The following is a 16,366-nucleotide window of genomic DNA, read 5'->3' as shown; positions in this document are numbered from 1 at the left end:
CTCACTGGTCCTGGAACGGCTTGTACCATTTGGCGAGGCCGTCGGTGATGTCGGCGGCGAGTTGGTCCGGCGTGATCGATCCGGACATCATCTTGGTGATGTCGCCCTGCAGCAGCTCCGATCCCGTCGGCTTCTCGAAGCGGAAATAGACGACATTGATATGCGGCATCGCCGTCTCGTTCAACTTGGCGACATGCGACAAGAGTTCGTCCTTGATGACGACGCCCTTGATCGGCGAGATGTTGCCGAGCAAGGCCGAGAACTTGTCGCCGAACTCCTTGGTGCCCATCCAGTTGACCAGCTTGAGCGCCGCTTCCTTGTTGGCCGACTTGGAATTGACCGCGTAGCCGCCGTCGAAGAATTTCGTGGCTTGCGGCGTGTCGCCGGCCTTGGCCATTGGCGGGGCGACGAAGTCCATGTTGATGGCGGGGTTCTGCGACCGGTAGGTGGCGATGTCGAAGCTGCCGCCGGCGAGCATCGCCGCCTTGCCGCTCAGGAACAACTGGCCGGCCGTCTCATAGTCGATGCCTTCGAAGCCTTCGGGCATATAGGGCCGCAGTTCGAGCAGCTTGCCGAGTGCCGCGACATAGCGCGGGTCCTTGAAGGTGGTCTTGCCGCTGGTCAGGTCGCTGACGAAGTCCTGGCCGAGGAACGGGTTGGTGAAGATGGCCACGAACATCTCGTTGAACCAGCTTGTGCCCATGCCGTTAGCCAAGGGATAGATGCCTTTTTCCTTCAGCGCCTTGCTGACGGCGATGAACTCATCCCAGGTGGTCGGCGGCGTCAGGCCGGCCTTGGCGAAGACGTCCTTGTTGATGAACAGGCCAAGCGTCTGCGAGGCGAAGGGCAGCGAATAGACCTTCTTGTCGGCGCGGTAGGTGCCGGACACCAGCGCATCCGCCGGCTGGTTGGCGAGCGAGGGCACGGTGCTCATGTCGAGCGGCTCGAAATAACCGGCCTTCACGAATTGCTCGAGCCAGCCATAGGCATGGGTGTGGATGACGTCGCCGCCCTTGCCGCCGGCCAACGCCGTCGAGACGATGGTCGGATAATTCTCGTCCGGGAAGGACTCGAACTTCACGTGGATGTCCGGATTGGCCTTGGTGAAGTCGGCGAAGAGCTCGTTGTAGGCGGCCTTGTCTTCCTGGCGCCAGGTCCAGAACGAGATGTCGGCGGCGTGCGCCAGACTTGTTGCGAATCCCCATGCGAAAGAGGCGGCCGCGAGGGCCAGGCCGATCCTTCTCCTGCTCATCTTCCCGATCTCCCATTCAGCGCTTCATGCGCTTTGACGCGATTAATCAAATCATAGTTCTTGCCGTCTGGAAAGATAGTTTGTAAAGTTTCCTAACTAATGTGATCGTGACGTCGTGCGGTCCATCGGTAGCCCATGCGACGAGGGGAATGTTCGTGGATCAGAACCTGGTGGCGGGCGTGGACATAGGCGGCACCAAGACGCGCATCATGGGGCGCCGCGGCGACACCTTGTTGTTCGACAAGACGGTTGTCACCGACGAGTGGCGGATCCGCCAGATGGAGGCCGATGCGGCGAAACTGGCGGCCATCGTTGCGGACCTGTGCGGCGGATCATCGCCGGCTGCCATGGCCGTCGGCGCGCATGGTTGCGATACCGACGAGCAATGCCGGCGTTTCCAGGCGCTGCTGTCAGCCAACCTCAAAACGAGGGTGCAGGTGGTCAACGACGCCGAACTGATGGTGCCCGCGGCCGGCTATGATGACGGCATCGGGGTGGTGGCCGGAACCGGTTCGATCGCGGTCGCGCGCACAGCCGAGGGCAAGATGCTTGCCGCTGGCGGCTGGGGCTGGATCCTGGGTGACGAAGGCAGCGCCGCCGCACTGGTGCGCGAAGCGGCCAAGGCGATCCGCCGCGCGCTCGACCGCGGCCAGGAGGGCGATCCGCTGATCGCCGTGCTGATGCGCGAAATCGGAACCGACGACCAGACCAAGCTCGGTATATTGCTCAACGAGACGAGGGGTGCCGCGGCCTGGGGCCGCTACGCCAACGCCGTCTTCGATGCGGCAACTGCCGGCTCGCCGCTCGCTTCCCGCGTCATCAAGGAAGGCGGGGAGGGACTTGCCGCGCTCGTCCAATTGCTGATCGAACGCGGCGCCAATGCCGCGCTTGTCGTTGCCGGCGGCGGCGTCATTGCCGAGCAGCCGATGCTGATGGATGCTTTCGTCGAGGCCATGGCGTCGGTGTCGCCGATAAGCCACGTGGTCCTGCTGCGCGAGCCGCCGGTGATCGGCGCGGTGGCGCTGGCTGGACGCCTTGTCGCGGGCCAAACAGCTTCCCGCAGCAGAGCATAGCAGTCATGGAGCATCGAAAATGAAGCGTATCGGCTACCGAACGGCGGTGTCCCGCCAAGCTGAAAGCCTTGAGACCGGAAGGCAGGCTGTGGCCAAGGCACTCGACACGCTCGACCTCTCGGGCTTCACCGCGGGAGCCATCGGCTTTGCCGGTATCGGCGCCAGCTATCAGGCGGCGCTCGCCGGCGCCTTCTATCTGCGCCAGTCCGGCAGGCGGGGGTTCGCTTTCGTGCCGACCGAGCTCTATGGCCGGACAGATGCGTCCGCGGAGGCCTTTGTCGCTCTGTCGGCCTCCGGCCAGAGCCGTGAAATCGCCGATGTGATGCTACAGGCGAAAGCCTATCCTCGCCTTGCCATCTGCCGTGGCGGCGACAATCCGCTGGCCGGTATAACTGGCGCGGTGATCGCCATGGAATCGGGCGCCGACAATGGCGCGAGTTCGACCGGCTATACCGGCACTTTGCTCGCGCTCGGCATGCTGGTCGACAGGATCACCGGCGGCTCCTTCGACTGGGCGCAATTGCCGGGGGCAGTCGAGCGACTGCTGGCCGATGGCTGGGAAAGTGCTGGCCGGGCAGCGAGGCTGCTGGCAGGCCGTGCCTCCATCGACATCGTCGGCGCCGGTATAGGTTTTGCGAACGCGGGCGAGGCGGCGATGCTGATCCGCGAGGCAGTTCGGGTTCCTGCCTCCGGCTGGGATACGCTGAACTATCTGCACGGCCCGATGGAATCGCAGGACGCGGCCACAGGTCTTGTCGCCTTCGGCGACGGCCGCGAGGTCAAGATCGCGCAGGATGTCGCGGCCTTCGGCTGCCCCTCGGTCCTGACTACGCGCAGGATGGACATCGCTGCTGCCGACAGGCTGGCTGTCATCTCCATTCCGGCGCTGGGCAATGCGATGGCGGACGGCATCCTGGAAATCATCGCGCTGCAGATGATCGTCGGCGACATGCAGGATGCGGCCGGCCTCGCCGATATCACCTTCCGCTACCGGCAGACGGACACCAAGCTGAAACCCTGGTCGCCGACTGAGCTTTGATCCCGTCGCCGCCGCTGTTCTTGCCGGGGAATTCGCGGAAACCGCTCAAACCCTTCACAATGACGGCTGTCGTGTTTGATTCGCGATATACGCTACGGCAGGTCCGGCCCGAGCGCCAAGAGGGATTAGAGGCGGGATAAACGTCGCAGATGGCTCCAGCCGACATCCCCAGCTTGACGGAAAGCGCCCGCGCCGTGCTGCGCCTGCTGGCCTCGCAAGGGCCGGTGACGCGGCCGAAGCTCGGCTCGATGCTGGAACTCTCCAAGCCGACCATGTCGGCCGCCGTTTCAGAGCTCAGCGCGCTCGGCCTCGTTGCGTCGCGCGGGACGGAACGCGGCGCCGTCGGGCGGACCGCCACCGTCTATGGCATTGGCCCCGGTGCCGGCTATGTGATCGGCATCGATGTCGGCGCCGCACAAGTGCGCGCCGTCGCCTATTCGATGGATGCCCAGCCTTTGGCCACGGGGGAGGAGAGCATTGCGGACGGGGCGACCGTCGATGAGATCGGCGCGGTCGTTCTGTCGGTGGCCAAATCGATCCCCGCAAAGGTTGGCAAGACTTTCCGCACCTTGCGCAGCATAGCGGTCGCGGTGCCGCGCATCGTCTCGCACAACCGCCTCGGCAATGGCCAGGGCAATAGTCCGGACGCCGTGCTGCACACGCTTCGACGAAAGATCGATGTGCCGATCATCCTGGAGAACAACGTCAACTGCGCGGCGATCGGCGAAATGCATTTCGGCGCGGCGCAAGGTCACCAGACCTTTGCCTTCCTGCAGGTCGGCGTGCGCGTCGGCCTTGGCCTCATCAATGAAGGCCGGCTTTATCGCGGCGCAGGCGGCGCTGCCGGCGAAGTCGGCCGCATGCCTTTTCCGTGGTCGGTCAGCGAAGTGCCTTATCGCGAAGGGTTGGAGCACTATCTCGGCTCGCGGGCGCTGATCGAACGCAGCCGGCAGACCTGGCCGGCGCAAGAAGGAGCCCCGCCTAACTCGGCCAAGGAATTGTTTGCGCTGGCGCTCGCAGGGTCGCGCCCGGCCGCCGAGGCAGTGTCGCGCCATGCCGCCGATATCGGCCGGCTCGCGGCCGGCTGTATCGGCATGTTCGATCCGGGCCTGATCGTGCTTGGTGGTGGCGTCGGGCGCAATACGCTGATGACGGCGGAGGTCGAACGGGTGGCCGGCGAATTGGCATGGCCGACGCAGATTGCGGTCAGCTCGGTGGAAGATGTCGGAACCGCGCTTGGCGCCATGAAGCTGGCGCTGGATTACAGCTTGGGCCTGATCCTGCGCGAGGATCGCCATCCGGCGGTAGTGCTGCCGCCGCTGTAGGGCGGCCACCTACCAGCGAATGCAAAAAGAGGCGGGCGCTGGCGGGCGCCTGCCTCTTTCATTACCGGCATCGGCGATCAGGCCGCGGCGGCGACCTGATTGGCGCTGGCGGCAGCGATCGCATCGACCTTGGCGGTAGCCTTGGCCAGCGCGGCGGTAACCGCATCGGCGCCCATGCCTACGCCCTCGACGCGGATGACTTCGACGTCGGTCATGCCGAGAAAGCCGAGCACGCTGCACAGGTAGGGCACGGCATGGTCCATCTGCACCGCGGCGCCTTCAGAATAGATGCCGCCGGAAGCCAGCACGATATAGACCTTCTTGCCGCTGACGAGACCCTTCGGGCCGCCTTCGCCATAGGCAAAGCTCTTGCCCGAGCGGGCGACGTGGTCGACCCAGGACTTCAACGTGGAAGAGATGTTGAAGTTGATGAAGCCGGTGGCGAGGATAACCGTGTCGGCGGCGAAGAGCTCGTCGAGCACGGCGTCGGAAACGCCGACGACTTCGGCCTGGCGAGGCGTACGGGCTTCGGCCGGCGTATAGATGCCGGTGGCGTAGTCAGGATCGATATGCGGCAGCGGATTGGCGACCAGATCGCGCACGACAAGCGTGCTGGTCGGATCGGAGGCAACCAGCTTCTGGGCAAGATCGGTGGCGACGCGGGTCGAGTGCGAAGCGGCGCCGCGCGGGCTGGAGGTAACGAGCAGAATAGACATGGCGGTGTCCCCTTGGGGTTGGATTGAAACTTTCCACACCGATATGGGATTGCTGCTCCATCAGGATAACTGGTATAATGTGCATACAATCCATCAATAAAATAGATGGCCTAGCCATGCAGCCGAACCCGACATTGGATCAGCTCCAGATCCTGGTGGCAGTAGCCGACACCGGCAGCTTCTCGGCCGCGGGGCGCAAGCTCAACCGGGCGCAGTCGGTGGTGAGCTACGGCATCGCCAATCTCGAAGCGCAGCTCGGCTTGAAACTGTTCGAGCGCGAAGGCGTGCGCGAGCCGCAACTGACCGATGTCGGCAAGGCGATGCTGGAGGACGCGCGGCGCATGATCGGCGTCCTGCAGCGCATCCGCTCGCGCGCCGACGGTTACCGGCAAGGGCTGGAAGCGGAAGTTGCAATATCGGTCGACGTGGCGCTGCCTTCACCGGCGCTGGTGCGCGTGCTCAAGGCCTTCGAGGCGCAGTTCCCGGCGGTGATGCTGCGGCTTTATATCGGCTCGCTCGGCCTGATCGTCGACCAGGTCGTCAATGGCCAGTCTGATCTTGGCTTTGGCGGCCTGCAAGGCGATGCCGAGGTCAATCTGCTGCGCGTCGGCTTCACCTCGATGGTGCCGGCGGCGGCGCCCGACCATCCGCTGGCGAAGCTGCCCAGGCCCGTCGCCGTCGAGGATCTGCGCGAGCATATCCAGCTCGTCGTCACCGACCAGTCGGAGCGGACACGCGGGCGCGACTATGGCGTGTTTGCCTATCGGACGTGGCGGCTGACGGATGTGCGCACCAAGCATGCCTTGATGCGCGAAGGCCTTGGCTGGGGTGGCCTGCCGCGCTGGCTGATCGCCGATGACCTTGCCAGCGGCCGGTTGGTCGAACTCGATCTCGAGCCCTATCGCGAGGTACGCTCGCCGCTCTATGCCATGCACCGCGTCGACCGCAGCCCCAAGCCGGCGGCATCCTGGCTGATCGACGAGTTCAAGCGGCAGCTCGGCTGCTTCAACGAGATGGAGCCGGGCGTGTGGACGGAGGAACGGCCGGAGACAAGCCGTCCATGAGCGCGATCAGCACCGCGCGGTAATCCGCGCCGGACGCGCCCGCCTCAATGGCCAAAGCCGCCCGATCGAAGGCGGCCGCCAGCAGGGCGGTCAGCGCCTCAAGAGGCAATCTGGTCATCGCTTGCGCGCGCATCGCAGCCGCCAAACCTTCGCGCAGCGAGCGGTTGCCGTGGCGGTTGTCGATCTCGTCCATGGCGGCGCGCCCGAGCACGGCCGGCCCGTCGAGCAGCAGAAGCCGCGTGCGGCCGGGCGCGCGCATCGCCTTGAGATAGGCATCTGATCCGGCGATCAGCGCATCGCGCGCGGAAAGCGAGGGCGGGGAGGCATGGTCGATCTCCGCCGCCACGGACGCGGCCTCCTGCTCGACGATCGCCGCGAACAGCGCCTGCTTGTCGGCGAAGTGATGGTAGAGCGCGCCGCGCGTCACGCCGGCCTCGGCGACGATCTCCGGCGTGCCGGTCTCGGCATAGGATTTTTCCGTAAACAGTTTTCGCGCCGCGCGGATCAGATCGGCGCGCGTCGCCTCGGTGCGGTCGCGGTTGGAGCGGCGTACGGACTCTTGTTGCATACATGCAGCCTGTATGTTATTTGAACTTACATACAAACTGTATGTTGGATGTGAGGAGAAGGAAAGATGAAGACGACCAGCTATTATCCGGTGCTGATGACGGGCGATGTCACCGGGACGGCGGCCTTTTACGTCGAGCATTTCCGCTTCACCCCGCTCTTCGAGAGCGACTGGTATGTGCACCTGCAGTCGGTCGAGGACCGGCGCGTCAACCTTGGCATCGTCCAGGGCGACCATGAGACGATCCCGCAAGAGGGACGGGGGCGCGCGTCCGGCCTGCTGATCAATTTCGAGGTCCGGGATCCCGACGCCGTCTATGAGCGCGTCGTCGCCGCAGGCCTGCCGATCCTGCGCAGCTTGCGCGACGAGCCCTTCGGCCAGCGCCACTTCATCACCAGGGACCCCAACGGCGTGCTGATCGACGTGATCAAGCCGATCCCGCCAAGCGAGGAGTTCCTGGCGCATTACGCCGAGGGCGCGGCCGGGGGCTAGGCCGCCCGACGGCTCTCAGTTCGTCCGCGCCACCGGCATCACCGTCACCTGGCTGACGCCGGTGCGGCGCACGACGGTGCAAAGCGTCTCGCGGCCGATGCGCTCGGCGTCGAGCATGCGCACGAGGTCGTCGACGCCGGTGACCGGCCGGCCGTCTATTGCCGCGATGATGTCGCCTTCCTTCAGGCCGGCATTGGCCGCCGGGCCGTTCTTCTCGACGCCGCGCAGGCGCACCGCCGTGTTCGTGGTCACTTGCGACAAGAGTGCCGCCCGGCGCGGCAGATTGGTCGTGTCGGCGGAAACGCCGATTAAGGCGCGGCGCACACGGCCGAAGCGGATGATTTCCGAGATGACGAAATTGGCGGTGTTGGAGGCGACCGCGAAGGCGATGCCCTGCGCGCCGTGGATCATGGCGGTGTTGACGCCGATCACCTCGCCCGCCGACGACACCAGCGGTCCGCCCGAATTGCCGGGATTGAGCGCGGCATCCGTCTGGATGACGTCGTCGATCAGCCGCCCGGTCGAGGCGCGCATCGAGCGGCCGAGCGCCGAGACGACGCCGGCGGTGACTGTCCATTCGAAACCGAGCGGATTGCCGATGGCGATGGCGATCTGGCCGCGGCGCAGGCGTTTGGAATCGCCCAGCGGCGCGACGTCGGCGAAACTGCCGTCGGCGCGCACCAGCGCGATGTCGGTGTCGGGATCGCGGCCGAGCACATGGCCTTCGCGCGCGGCGCCGTCCGGCATGGTGACGCGCACGGCGCGCGCGTCGCCGACGACATGGAAGTTGGTGACGACCAGTCCGTCCTGCGCGATGACGAAGCCCGAACCGTGGCCGCCGGCGCCGATGCGCTCGATGCGGCACACGGCCGGACCGATGCGGTCGACGGCATCGGCGATGGATACCGAGTAAGCGTCGAGCAAAGTGTCATCGGGTGGAAGTTTTTCGGCTGCGAAAGCCATGGGCGTGTTCCCTCGTACAATGATGACTATATGTGCGGAGCGGCCGCAATTGCCGCGACCTGACCAGATGGCCAGTCCGGCCGGCGACTAGCCGTCAGGCGAGTACCCGAGGCTGCGCTACCGAGCGATATCTGGGTCACCGAACCCAGGAGACAGTCTTATGAGCGACTTCAACCTCAGTGCCTTTTCCGACGCGATCGCCGACGTCGCGGCCACCGCTGCCCCCGCGGTGGCGAGTTTCGTCACGCACCATCACCGCACCGCCAGCGCCTTCCACTGGCGCGACGGTTTCTTCGTCACCGCCGAGGAAGCGGTCGAAGCCGGCGAGGAGATCGAATTGACGCTGGCTTCCGGCGAGGCCGTCAAGGCCGAGCTTGTCGGACGCGATCCTTCGACGGGCGTTGCCCTGTTGAAGCCGGCTTCCGCTTCCGCCGGTCTCCCGCAGTTGGCCCAGGCCTCTGCCGTGCGCCCAGGCAATCTGGCGATCGCCGCGGGCAGCAGCGAGGGAACCGCGCTTGCCGTGTTCGGCACGGTCGGAGAGGTCGGGCCGGCCTGGCGCTCGATGCGCGGCGGCACGATCGACCGGCGCATCAACCTCGCCATCAACACCGGCGGGCGCTTCGAGGGCGGGCCGGTGCTCGACGCCAAGGGCGGCGTGATCGGCATGCTCTTGTTCGGACCGCGCCGGCGGGCGCTGGTGATGCCCTATGAGACGATCGAGCGCGCGGTCGCGACACTGCGCGAGAAGGGCCATGTCGCGCGCGGCTATCTCGGCGCCGGGCTGCATCCGATCCGTAATGGCGACACCAAAGGCGCCATGGTGATGAGCCTCGACGACAACGGCCCGGCCAAGGCCGCCGGCCTGCATGTCGGCGATATCGTGGTCGCCTGGAACGGCGAGGCGGTGCATGGTCCGCGCGAGCTTATCCGCAAGCTCGGACCGGACAGCGCCGGCACCACCGTGACGCTCGGTGTTTCAAGCGGCGGCGCTGAGCGCGATGTCTCGATCACCATCGGCGAGAAGCCGCTGAGCTGAGAGGGTCTATGGCAAACAGCGCAGCACAAGCAGTCGCGAGACCGGAGCCGGCAATTCACCGGCTGACGGTGCTGGTCGCGCTCGCCGATGCCCAGCGCGCCGAGCAACTTGCCGATGCGCTGGCCGCGAGCGACGATCTGGCGCCGGCCTTGGCTGGAAGCGGCGTCGGCCAAATGGCGGATGTCGCCATCGCCGATGAGGCCGGCCTGGAAGGCCGGGTCGTCAGTTCGGCCACCCCAATCGTCCTGCTTTCGCGGCGTGCGGGCAGCGAGCAGGTGACGGACAATGTGCTGGCCGTGCTGCCTGCCTCCGCAGATGGCCTGCTGATCGCCGCCGCAGCGCGGTTGGCGGCCTCAGGCTATCGCGTCGGCAGGGCGGCGCCGTCGGAGGCCGCGCATGGCGATTTCCACGATGACGAGCCTGCCGAGGAAGAGACGCCTGACGACAACCAGCCTCGCCCGGCTTTGTCGCCCCGCGAGGCTGAGGTGCTGGCGCTGCTCGCCGAAGGCGCGCCGAACAAGGTCATCGCCCGGCGGCTCAACATTTCCGTCCACACGGCGAAGTTCCATGTCGCCGCCATCCTGATCAAGCTCGGCGCCGCCAACCGCACCGACGCGATTGCCATCGCCATGCGGCAGGGGCTGGTGCTGGTCTAGGGGTCACTTGAGATTCAGGTGAGGCCAGCCTGCGAATGGCGGCTTCCTGCGCTTCCGGTGCTCACGTACCCCAAGTACGCTCCGCTCCGGTTCTCGGAACCCACCATTCTCGACTCGGCCTGACCTGAATCTGAAGTGACCCGCTCCGCGCCAGGGTGGTTTCCTACGCTACGCAGCGTAACCGCTTCGCCTCCTTTCGGCTCTTGCGCCGTGCCCATCAGCCGCGCAAGTTGCCTTCCGAATTGATGAGGGAGGCGAAGGATGTCGCTCAACGGAAAGACGCTGTTCATCTCGGGCGGATCGCGCGGCATCGGGCTGGCGATAGCGCTGCGCGCGGCGCGCGACGGCGCCAATGTGACGATCGCGGCCAAGACCGCCGAGCCGCATCCGAAGCTGCCGGGCACCATCTACACGGCAGCCGAAGAGATCGAGCAGGCCGGCGGCAAGGCGCTTCCGCTGCTTTGCGACATCCGGGACGAGGTCCAGGTCGCCGACGCGGTGGCAAGAACCGTCGAGCGGTTCGGCGGCATCGACATCTGCGTCAACAATGCCAGCGCCATCCAGCTCACCGGCACGCTGGAGACCGACATGAAGCGCTACGATCTGATGCACCAGATCAATACGCGCGGCACCTTCCTGGTCTCCAAAATGTGCATTCCCCACCTTAAGTTGGCGAACAATCCTCACATCCTGAATCTGGCGCCGCCGCTCGACATGAAGGCCAAGTGGTTCAAGAACCATGTCGCCTACACAATGGCCAAGTTCGGCATGTCGATGTGCACGCTGGGCATGAGCGCCGAATTCGCCAAGGACGGCATCGCCGTCAATTCGCTATGGCCGATCTCGACCATCGATACGGCCGCCGTGCGCAATCTGCTTGGCGGCGCGACGGTGGCGGCGATGAGCCGCTCGCCCGACATCATGGCCGATGCGGCGCACGCGATCTTCCTGCGCCCGTCGCGCGAGGCGACCGGCAATTTCTACATCGACGAAGAGGTTCTGCGCGCCGAAGGCGTCACGGACTTTTCGGTCTACGCACCGGGCGCGGCCGATCAGCTCGCGGGCGACTTTTTTGTCCCCGACGAGGTGTTCGCGAACGCGCAGACGAAAGTCAGAAGGATCTACTGACGGAGCGCCCGCCTCGATCCATCGCGGCCTTCTTGCCCTTGGCCAACGCCATGACCCGGTCGATATAGGCCAGCATCAGCGCCGAAACGACGAAGGCGAGATGGATGATGGTCAGCCACATCAGCTGGTCGGTCGTGTAGGACACGGAATTCAGGAACACCTGCAAAAGGTGGATGGAGGAGATGGCGACGATGGTCGAGGCGACCTTGACCTTCAGCGAGCCGACATCGATCGTGCCCAGCCAATGGACCTCGCCGTCCTGCTCGTCGAAGCGGCTGACGAAGTTCTCGTAACCCGAGATGATCACCATCACCACCAGCGAGGCGACAAGCGCGGCGTCGATCAAGCCCAACATCTTCAGGATCGTGTCGGTGTCGCCGATCGTGAAGGCGCTCATCACGAACTCATAAAGCTTCTTGCCGAAAGAAAGCGCGTAGATCGCCAGCGCCACGCCGAGCCCCAGATAGAAGACCACCAGCAGCCAGCGCGAGGCCAGGATGACGGATTCGATGGCGAGTTCGAGACGCTTCATGAAGGCTTCCGTTCAAATTGCGATAGAGGGTATTTCGGCCAGACAGGGCCGGTTTTCAAGACAAAAACCCCGCCGGGGAGGGGACCCGACGGGGCTCAGTGTGTCCCGCTGGAGTCGGGACAGGGCAGGGAACGCCCTGCACAGAATCTGGGTGTCGCAATGCGGCGATTCAATGAGCAGTCGCTAATCGGCAGGACAAATCTTCTTGAGCCGGCAAGAAGAAAGGCCCGTCCGGACGGGACGGGCCTTCATCTTGCGCGCTGATTCCGAAAATCCGGACAGGATCTTGAAATCACACGCTCATTGCTGGTCGCTGTTGCTCGCCACCGGCGCCACCAGCGAGGTGATGCGGCGGATAGCGACACGCCGGTTCTCGCGGTTCGGGCCGGGCGTGTTCACCTTGAGATACTCCTCGCCATAACCCTGCGTGGTGAGGTTCTCGGCCGGAATGCCGAAGGCGTTGGTGAGCGCCTCGGCGACCGCCTCGGCGCGACGGTCCGACAGAGCGAGGTTCGCGTCGGGCGTGCCGACGGCGTCGGTGTGGCCTTCGATCAGGAAGGTCTCGGCCGGGTTCTTCTGCAGCAGTTTTTCGATAGCGTTGGCGACGCCATCAAGCTTCTGCACCTCGGTGTCGGAAATGGTGGCCGAGCCGAAGTCGAAGTTCAGCGTGTCGAGATCGATACGCCGTGCAATGTCGCGCACGCGGGCCGAGCGCTTGACCTCGTCGATCGAGTAGAGACGCTGCACCTTTTCCACCGGCGGCTGCTCGAGGAAGGTGTAGTAGTCGTCGTCGCTCTCTACATCCTCGGAATCGAGGATGTAATCCCGCCGCGGGATGGTGAGCCGCATCGGCGGCAGGTCGTCGCCGGGATCGCGCCAGTCGCCGTCATCCTGGTACTGCCGCTCATCGACATAGCTCAGCACATATTCACGGCCATCCGGCATGACGCGCGATCGCTGGATGACATCGCCATAACGGTTGCGGATGGTGACGACGCGGACGCCGTTGCCGCGTTCGACCGTCTCGCGGGTGCGCCCGCCCGACAGGTCCTCGTAGTAGACGTCCTTGGCGCCGCGGGTGATGCGGGGCGCCTCGTTGCTTTCCACGAATGTCTGGTTGTTGAACTGGAGGATGACGCGGTCGCCGAACTGCTTCACGACGTCGGTGCCCTTTGGCCGCCGGCGGTCACGGGCAAAGTCTTCGGGCGTGCGGTCGATCCGCTTGCCCTTCTCCTCATCCACAGGGACGAGCTTCTCGGGCTTGATCGCCTGCTGCGCCGACTTGTCGTCGGTGGGCGGCGGGCCTTGATCGACCGGAGCCGGCCTCTGCGCCTGCTCGCCACCCTGCCGCTGTCCGGCCTGATTGGTCTTCTGGCCATTGCCGGCCTGACCGTTGTCGTTCTGGGCACCACCGTTCTGGCCGTTATCGTTGCGACCCCGGTGCTTGCGCACGGCATCTTTCTGGCTGTCCAGGACAGGTGCCTCGTTCGGATTGGCGGTTTCGCCCTGCGCGGCGTTGCCGCCATTGGCAGGCTGGTTGTTGTTCGCCGGCTGTTCGCCGGTCCCGGGTTGCTGCTCGCCGGTGGCGGGCTGGCGGCCAGTCTTTGTCTGCTCGCCGTTGGCAGGTTGCTCACCGGTAGCGGGCTGTTCACCGTTTGCCGGCTGTTCGGCAGCCGGTTTCTTGCCGCGCTTCTTCTTGTCCTGGGTCTGTTCGCCCTGGACCGGCTGCTCGCCGTTTTGCAGTGGCTCGGCCTGTGGCATGGGTTCGCCCGCCGGAGCGGCCTCGTTCTGCTGGTTCTGCCGGTGCTTCTTGCGCCCCTGGTTGCCGCCTTGCTGGTTGTCGTTGGCGGGAGCGGTCTGTTCGGTCGGCGCCACCTGCTCGCCGGTCTGACCGGCCGGCTCGCTCTGCTGCTGATCGTGCTTGCGCTTCTTGCGACCCTGGTTGCCTTGCTGCTGGTCGTTCTGCTGCTGGTTACCGGCGGCAGGTGCGACCTGTTGCGCGGGCTGCTGGTCGGCCGGCGCTGCTTCGATCTGCTGCTGATTGCGCTTCTTCTTGCGCGGCTGCTGCTCGTCGGTCGCGGGCTGGCCGCCCTGGTCGGCGGGCGCCGCCTCGATCTGCTGCTGTTGATCGCGCTTCTTGCGCGGCTTGATCGGCTGCTCGTCGGTCGCGGGCTGGCCGCCCTGATCGGCGGGCGCCGCTTCGATCTGCTGCTGTTGGTCGCGCTTCTTGCGCGGCTTGAATTGCTGCTCGGCCGGGGCAGCCTCCCCGGACTGGCCATTGTCCGTCTGCTGCTGATCATGCCGTTTCTTGCGCGGCTGTTGCTCGGACTCGGCGGGTGCGGCTTGTTCAGCCGGCGCCGATTCGCTTTGCTGCTGCTGTTCGCGCTTCCTTTTCCGCGGCTGTTCCCCCTGCTGGCCGCCACCGGCCTGGGCGCATTCCTCGGCCGACTGGCCTTCGGCGCAGGCGGCCTGCGCGAGAATGAGTGGCGCGCCGTGCAGGCTGCCAGAAGCGACACCCCCCTGCAGCGGGTACGCGCCCAACGGCGCGGATGCCATAAGCAGGCCGATTGCCGTGCCCGCCAGAATCCGTGGTTGGCGTTTCATATCAATTTTCTCCTAGTGGGGTCCCATCCCTGCCCAAACTTTCATCATCCGCAATTGGTTCCGTCAGGCATTGGCATCAGCCAAGGACGCCCAACCGGCCTTTTAAAGGCAATTTCATGTTTTTCTAATGTTGATACGGGGTCAGCGTCACAGCAGCGCTTGACCGGAAGGCCGCGGAGGGCCAAATCCACCAAAATGACCGCGCCGTTCTGGAAAACCAAGACGCTTGAAGCGATGACCCCGGCCGAATGGGAATCGCTTTGCGACGGCTGCGGCAAATGCTGCCTGTCGAAGCTCGAGGACGAGGATACCGGCGAGATATTCTGGACAAGCGTCGGCTGCAGGTTGTTCGACGCGCAGAACTGCCGTTGCTCCGACTATGCCAACCGCCTGGCGCGGGTGCCCGACTGCGTCGGCCTGACGCCGCAGAATGTGCGCACCATCACCTGGCTGCCAAAAACCTGCGCCTACCGGCTTATCGCCGAGGGCCATGATCTCTACTGGTGGCACAGGCTTGTTTCGGGAAGCGCCGCGACCGTGCACGATGCCGGGATTTCAGTCCAGGGCCGTGTGAAGGCCAAGGAAACCGATCTGGCCGAGCCAGACGACTATTTCGATTATCTACTGGATGACGAACCGTAACCAGTTCGCATCTGGGTGACGAACCCTGACGGGGTCGCGTTTTTAGGACGAGCGACGAACCCTGCGGGTTCGCGTTTTTACGACGAACGTGGGTTCGCGTTTTGACGACGAGCCCTAATGGGTTCGCGTCTGGATGACGAACCGTAACCGGTTCGCAACGCATATTGATGACGAACGTTGAAGGGTCCGCGTTTAAGGACGAACCATCGTGGGGTTCGTGTTTAAGCACTGCGAGCGGGGAACCTTGGCGGGTTCGCGCTACATGAACCGGACATGAATGGTCGGTTCGCAGAAAATTCAGACACAAAAAGGCATTTTCCAATCATCGGTTCTACGGGCGAAAGCCCACAACAAGGAGAGAAGACGATGTTCAACACGATCAAGACGGCAGCCCTTTCGGCCCTTGTCGGGCTTGGCACTTTGGCCGCCATTCCGGCGCATGCGGACAGCCTCTATCTCGGTTTCGGGGACAGGCACGACCCGCGTTTCGGCATCTACACCGGCGACGATGACGGCTATCGCCGCGACTGGCGCCGTGACCGCGACCGCGACTGGCGCGGCTGCTCGCCGGACCGCGCCCTCGACAAGGCCGAGCGCATGGGCCTGCATCGCGCGCGCATCGTCGACATCAGCCGCCGTACCGTGAAGGTGGCCGGCCGCCAGTATGGCGACCGTGTCGTGGTGGTGTTCGCCAACGAGCGCGGCTGCCCGATCATCTATCGCTGAGGCTGGAGCTGAAAGGACGATCCTCTGCGAGGATCGCCTGAAAGCATGATCCTTGCGAGGATCAGCTATCAGATATGATCTCCTGCGAAGATCAATTCAGATATGATCTCCTGCGAAGATCAATCTTGAGTAGCGGAGCCCCTCAAATGAGGCGCGGCTCAAAAAGCCCCGGAGGATGATTCCTCCGGGGCTCAGACTGCTGACAAACCTCTGGCATTTGCCGGGGGTTTTTGATTCACTGGGTCATGTTGAAGCGACCCGCCCCCGAACAGACCGCGCTTGAGATGGTGACGTTGGATCAGCTGGTTCCGGCTGACCACCTGTTGCGCAAAATTGATCGCGCGATTGACTTCTCCTTCATCCACGATCTGACGGCGCCGCTCTACTGCGCCGACAATGGCCGACCGCCGCTCGATCCGACCTTGATGTTCAAGGCGCTGTTCATCGGCTACCTGTTCGGGGTGCGCTCGGAGCGGCAGCTGGTGCGCGAGATCGAGGTCAACGTCGCCTACCGCTGGTTCCTGCGGCTGAAGCTGACGGACAAGGTGTT

Annotated in this window: 17 protein-coding genes; 11 read left to right on the top strand and 6 right to left on the bottom strand. The window is 64.7% G+C overall.

Features of this window, described 5'->3' with window-relative positions; all coding sequences use genetic code 11:
- Nucleotide 1 precedes the first annotated feature (1 nt).
- Nucleotides 2-1,252: an extracellular solute-binding protein gene (locus FJ418_RS00085; protein WP_140859039.1), complete on the bottom strand. Its 1,251-nt coding sequence runs from the start codon at nucleotides 1,250-1,252 to the stop codon at nucleotides 2-4.
- Between the two features lie 155 nt (nucleotides 1,253-1,407).
- Here FJ418_RS00085 and FJ418_RS00080 point away from each other — a divergent pair, with 155 nt between their 5' ends.
- The 3 genes from FJ418_RS00080 to FJ418_RS00070 all read left to right on the top strand — a co-directional run bounded on the left by FJ418_RS00080 (nucleotide 1,408) and on the right by FJ418_RS00070 (nucleotide 4,689).
- Nucleotides 1,408-2,325, top strand: coding sequence for a BadF/BadG/BcrA/BcrD ATPase family protein (locus FJ418_RS00080; protein ID WP_246680857.1), 918 nt, complete (start codon nucleotides 1,408-1,410; stop codon nucleotides 2,323-2,325).
- A 19-nt stretch (nucleotides 2,326-2,344) separates the two neighbouring features.
- Entirely contained in the window at nucleotides 2,345-3,364 is a 1,020-nt protein-coding gene (locus FJ418_RS00075; RefSeq protein WP_140859038.1) for a sugar isomerase, read from the top strand.
- A gap of 149 nt (nucleotides 3,365-3,513) precedes the next feature.
- Nucleotides 3,514-4,689 (top strand): ROK family transcriptional regulator, encoded by a 1,176-nt coding sequence (locus tag FJ418_RS00070; RefSeq protein WP_140862892.1) that lies wholly within the window; start codon nucleotides 3,514-3,516, stop codon nucleotides 4,687-4,689.
- A 77-nt stretch (nucleotides 4,690-4,766) separates the two neighbouring features.
- Here FJ418_RS00070 and FJ418_RS00065 read toward each other — a convergent pair whose 3' ends face one another.
- Nucleotides 4,767-5,405: an FMN-dependent NADH-azoreductase gene (locus FJ418_RS00065; protein ID WP_140859036.1), complete on the bottom strand. Its 639-nt coding sequence runs from the start codon at nucleotides 5,403-5,405 to the stop codon at nucleotides 4,767-4,769.
- A 116-nt stretch (nucleotides 5,406-5,521) separates the two neighbouring features.
- On the opposite strand from FJ418_RS00065, the gene FJ418_RS00060 reads away from it, so the two are divergent.
- Nucleotides 5,522-6,469 carry a LysR family transcriptional regulator gene (locus FJ418_RS00060; protein WP_140859035.1) on the top strand — a complete coding sequence of 316 codons (948 nt, stop codon included), beginning with the start codon at nucleotides 5,522-5,524 and terminating at the stop codon, nucleotides 6,467-6,469.
- Here FJ418_RS00060 and FJ418_RS00055 read toward each other — a convergent pair.
- Nucleotides 6,411-7,037 carry a TetR/AcrR family transcriptional regulator gene (locus FJ418_RS00055; RefSeq protein WP_140859034.1) on the bottom strand — a complete coding sequence of 209 codons (627 nt, stop codon included), beginning with the start codon at nucleotides 7,035-7,037 and terminating at the stop codon, nucleotides 6,411-6,413. The genes FJ418_RS00060 and FJ418_RS00055 overlap by 59 nt on opposite strands.
- A 66-nt stretch (nucleotides 7,038-7,103) precedes the next feature.
- Between FJ418_RS00055 and FJ418_RS00050 the strand changes: the two genes are divergently transcribed.
- Complete coding sequence (locus tag FJ418_RS00050; protein WP_140859033.1) at nucleotides 7,104-7,529, top strand: VOC family protein; 426 nt, start codon at nucleotides 7,104-7,106, stop codon at nucleotides 7,527-7,529.
- Nucleotides 7,530-7,544: 15 nt separating this feature from the next.
- On the opposite strand, the gene FJ418_RS00045 is transcribed toward FJ418_RS00050, so the two are convergent.
- The gene (locus FJ418_RS00045; RefSeq protein ID WP_140859032.1) at nucleotides 7,545-8,492 is read right to left on the bottom strand and encodes a trypsin-like peptidase domain-containing protein; all 948 of its coding nucleotides are present in this window, start codon (nucleotides 8,490-8,492) and stop codon (nucleotides 7,545-7,547) included.
- Nucleotides 8,493-8,652: 160 nt separating this feature from the next.
- Between FJ418_RS00045 and FJ418_RS00040 the strand changes: the two genes are divergently transcribed.
- The 3 genes from FJ418_RS00040 (at nucleotide 8,653) to FJ418_RS00030 (ending at nucleotide 11,312) form a co-directional block, all read left to right on the top strand.
- Entirely contained in the window at nucleotides 8,653-9,528 is an 876-nt protein-coding gene (locus tag FJ418_RS00040) for a S1C family serine protease (protein WP_140859031.1), read from the top strand.
- Nucleotides 9,529-9,536: 8 nt separating this feature from the next.
- Nucleotides 9,537-10,184, top strand: a complete 648-nt coding sequence (locus FJ418_RS00035; protein WP_140859030.1) for a helix-turn-helix transcriptional regulator — start codon at nucleotides 9,537-9,539, stop codon at nucleotides 10,182-10,184.
- A gap of 261 nt (nucleotides 10,185-10,445) precedes the next feature.
- The gene (locus FJ418_RS00030; protein ID WP_140859029.1) at nucleotides 10,446-11,312 is read left to right on the top strand and encodes an NAD(P)-dependent oxidoreductase; all 867 of its coding nucleotides are present in this window, start codon (nucleotides 10,446-10,448) and stop codon (nucleotides 11,310-11,312) included.
- Here FJ418_RS00030 and FJ418_RS00025 read toward each other — a convergent pair.
- Entirely contained in the window at nucleotides 11,296-11,844 is a 549-nt protein-coding gene (locus FJ418_RS00025; RefSeq protein WP_140859028.1) for a TIGR00645 family protein, read from the bottom strand. The genes FJ418_RS00030 and FJ418_RS00025 overlap by 17 nt on opposite strands.
- A gap of 300 nt (nucleotides 11,845-12,144) precedes the next feature.
- Nucleotides 12,145-13,086, bottom strand: a complete 942-nt coding sequence (locus FJ418_RS32220; RefSeq protein WP_246677262.1) for an OmpA family protein — start codon at nucleotides 13,084-13,086, stop codon at nucleotides 12,145-12,147.
- Between the two features lie 1,557 nt (nucleotides 13,087-14,643).
- On the opposite strand from FJ418_RS32220, the gene FJ418_RS00015 reads away from it, so the two are divergent.
- From FJ418_RS00015 to FJ418_RS00005, 3 genes are all read left to right on the top strand, one after another.
- Complete coding sequence (locus FJ418_RS00015) at nucleotides 14,644-15,090, top strand: YcgN family cysteine cluster protein (protein WP_140859026.1); 447 nt, start codon at nucleotides 14,644-14,646, stop codon at nucleotides 15,088-15,090.
- A gap of 366 nt (nucleotides 15,091-15,456) precedes the next feature.
- A complete protein-coding gene (locus FJ418_RS00010; RefSeq protein WP_140640626.1) occupies nucleotides 15,457-15,816 on the top strand; it encodes a hypothetical protein in 360 nt (119 codons plus the stop codon).
- A gap of 245 nt (nucleotides 15,817-16,061) precedes the next feature.
- On the top strand, nucleotides 16,062-16,366 hold a 305-nt coding region (locus FJ418_RS00005; RefSeq protein WP_140859114.1), incomplete at its 3' end, for a transposase.

This window comes from Mesorhizobium sp. B2-8-3, from assembly GCF_006440815.1.
Taxonomy (GTDB): domain Bacteria; phylum Pseudomonadota; class Alphaproteobacteria; order Rhizobiales; family Rhizobiaceae; genus Mesorhizobium.
Note: the sequence above shows the minus strand (reverse complement) of the source record. Positions and strands in the feature narration are given on the sequence as shown.

Bases quoted from the DNA above. Each gene is read 5' to 3' on its own strand.
- FJ418_RS00085 (WP_140859039.1), bottom strand. From the start codon at position 1,252: ATGAGCAGGAGAAGGATCGGCCTGGCCCTCGCGGCCGCCTCTTTCGCA.
- FJ418_RS00075 (WP_140859038.1), top strand. From the start codon at position 2,345: ATGAAGCGTATCGGCTACCGAACGGCGGTGTCCCGCCAAGCTGAAAGC.
- FJ418_RS00070 (WP_140862892.1), top strand. From the start codon at position 3,514: ATGGCTCCAGCCGACATCCCCAGCTTGACGGAAAGCGCCCGCGCCGTG.
- FJ418_RS00065 (WP_140859036.1), bottom strand. From the start codon at position 5,405: ATGTCTATTCTGCTCGTTACCTCCAGCCCGCGCGGCGCCGCTTCGCAC.
- FJ418_RS00060 (WP_140859035.1), top strand. From the start codon at position 5,522: ATGCAGCCGAACCCGACATTGGATCAGCTCCAGATCCTGGTGGCAGTA.
- FJ418_RS00055 (WP_140859034.1), bottom strand. From the start codon at position 7,037: ATGCAACAAGAGTCCGTACGCCGCTCCAACCGCGACCGCACCGAGGCG.
- FJ418_RS00050 (WP_140859033.1), top strand. From the start codon at position 7,104: ATGAAGACGACCAGCTATTATCCGGTGCTGATGACGGGCGATGTCACC.
- FJ418_RS00045 (WP_140859032.1), bottom strand. From the start codon at position 8,492: ATGGCTTTCGCAGCCGAAAAACTTCCACCCGATGACACTTTGCTCGAC.
- FJ418_RS00040 (WP_140859031.1), top strand. From the start codon at position 8,653: ATGAGCGACTTCAACCTCAGTGCCTTTTCCGACGCGATCGCCGACGTC.
- FJ418_RS00035 (WP_140859030.1), top strand. From the start codon at position 9,537: ATGGCAAACAGCGCAGCACAAGCAGTCGCGAGACCGGAGCCGGCAATT.
- FJ418_RS00030 (WP_140859029.1), top strand. From the start codon at position 10,446: ATGTCGCTCAACGGAAAGACGCTGTTCATCTCGGGCGGATCGCGCGGC.
- FJ418_RS00025 (WP_140859028.1), bottom strand. From the start codon at position 11,844: ATGAAGCGTCTCGAACTCGCCATCGAATCCGTCATCCTGGCCTCGCGC.
- FJ418_RS00015 (WP_140859026.1), top strand. From the start codon at position 14,644: ATGACCGCGCCGTTCTGGAAAACCAAGACGCTTGAAGCGATGACCCCG.
- FJ418_RS00010 (WP_140640626.1), top strand. From the start codon at position 15,457: ATGTTCAACACGATCAAGACGGCAGCCCTTTCGGCCCTTGTCGGGCTT.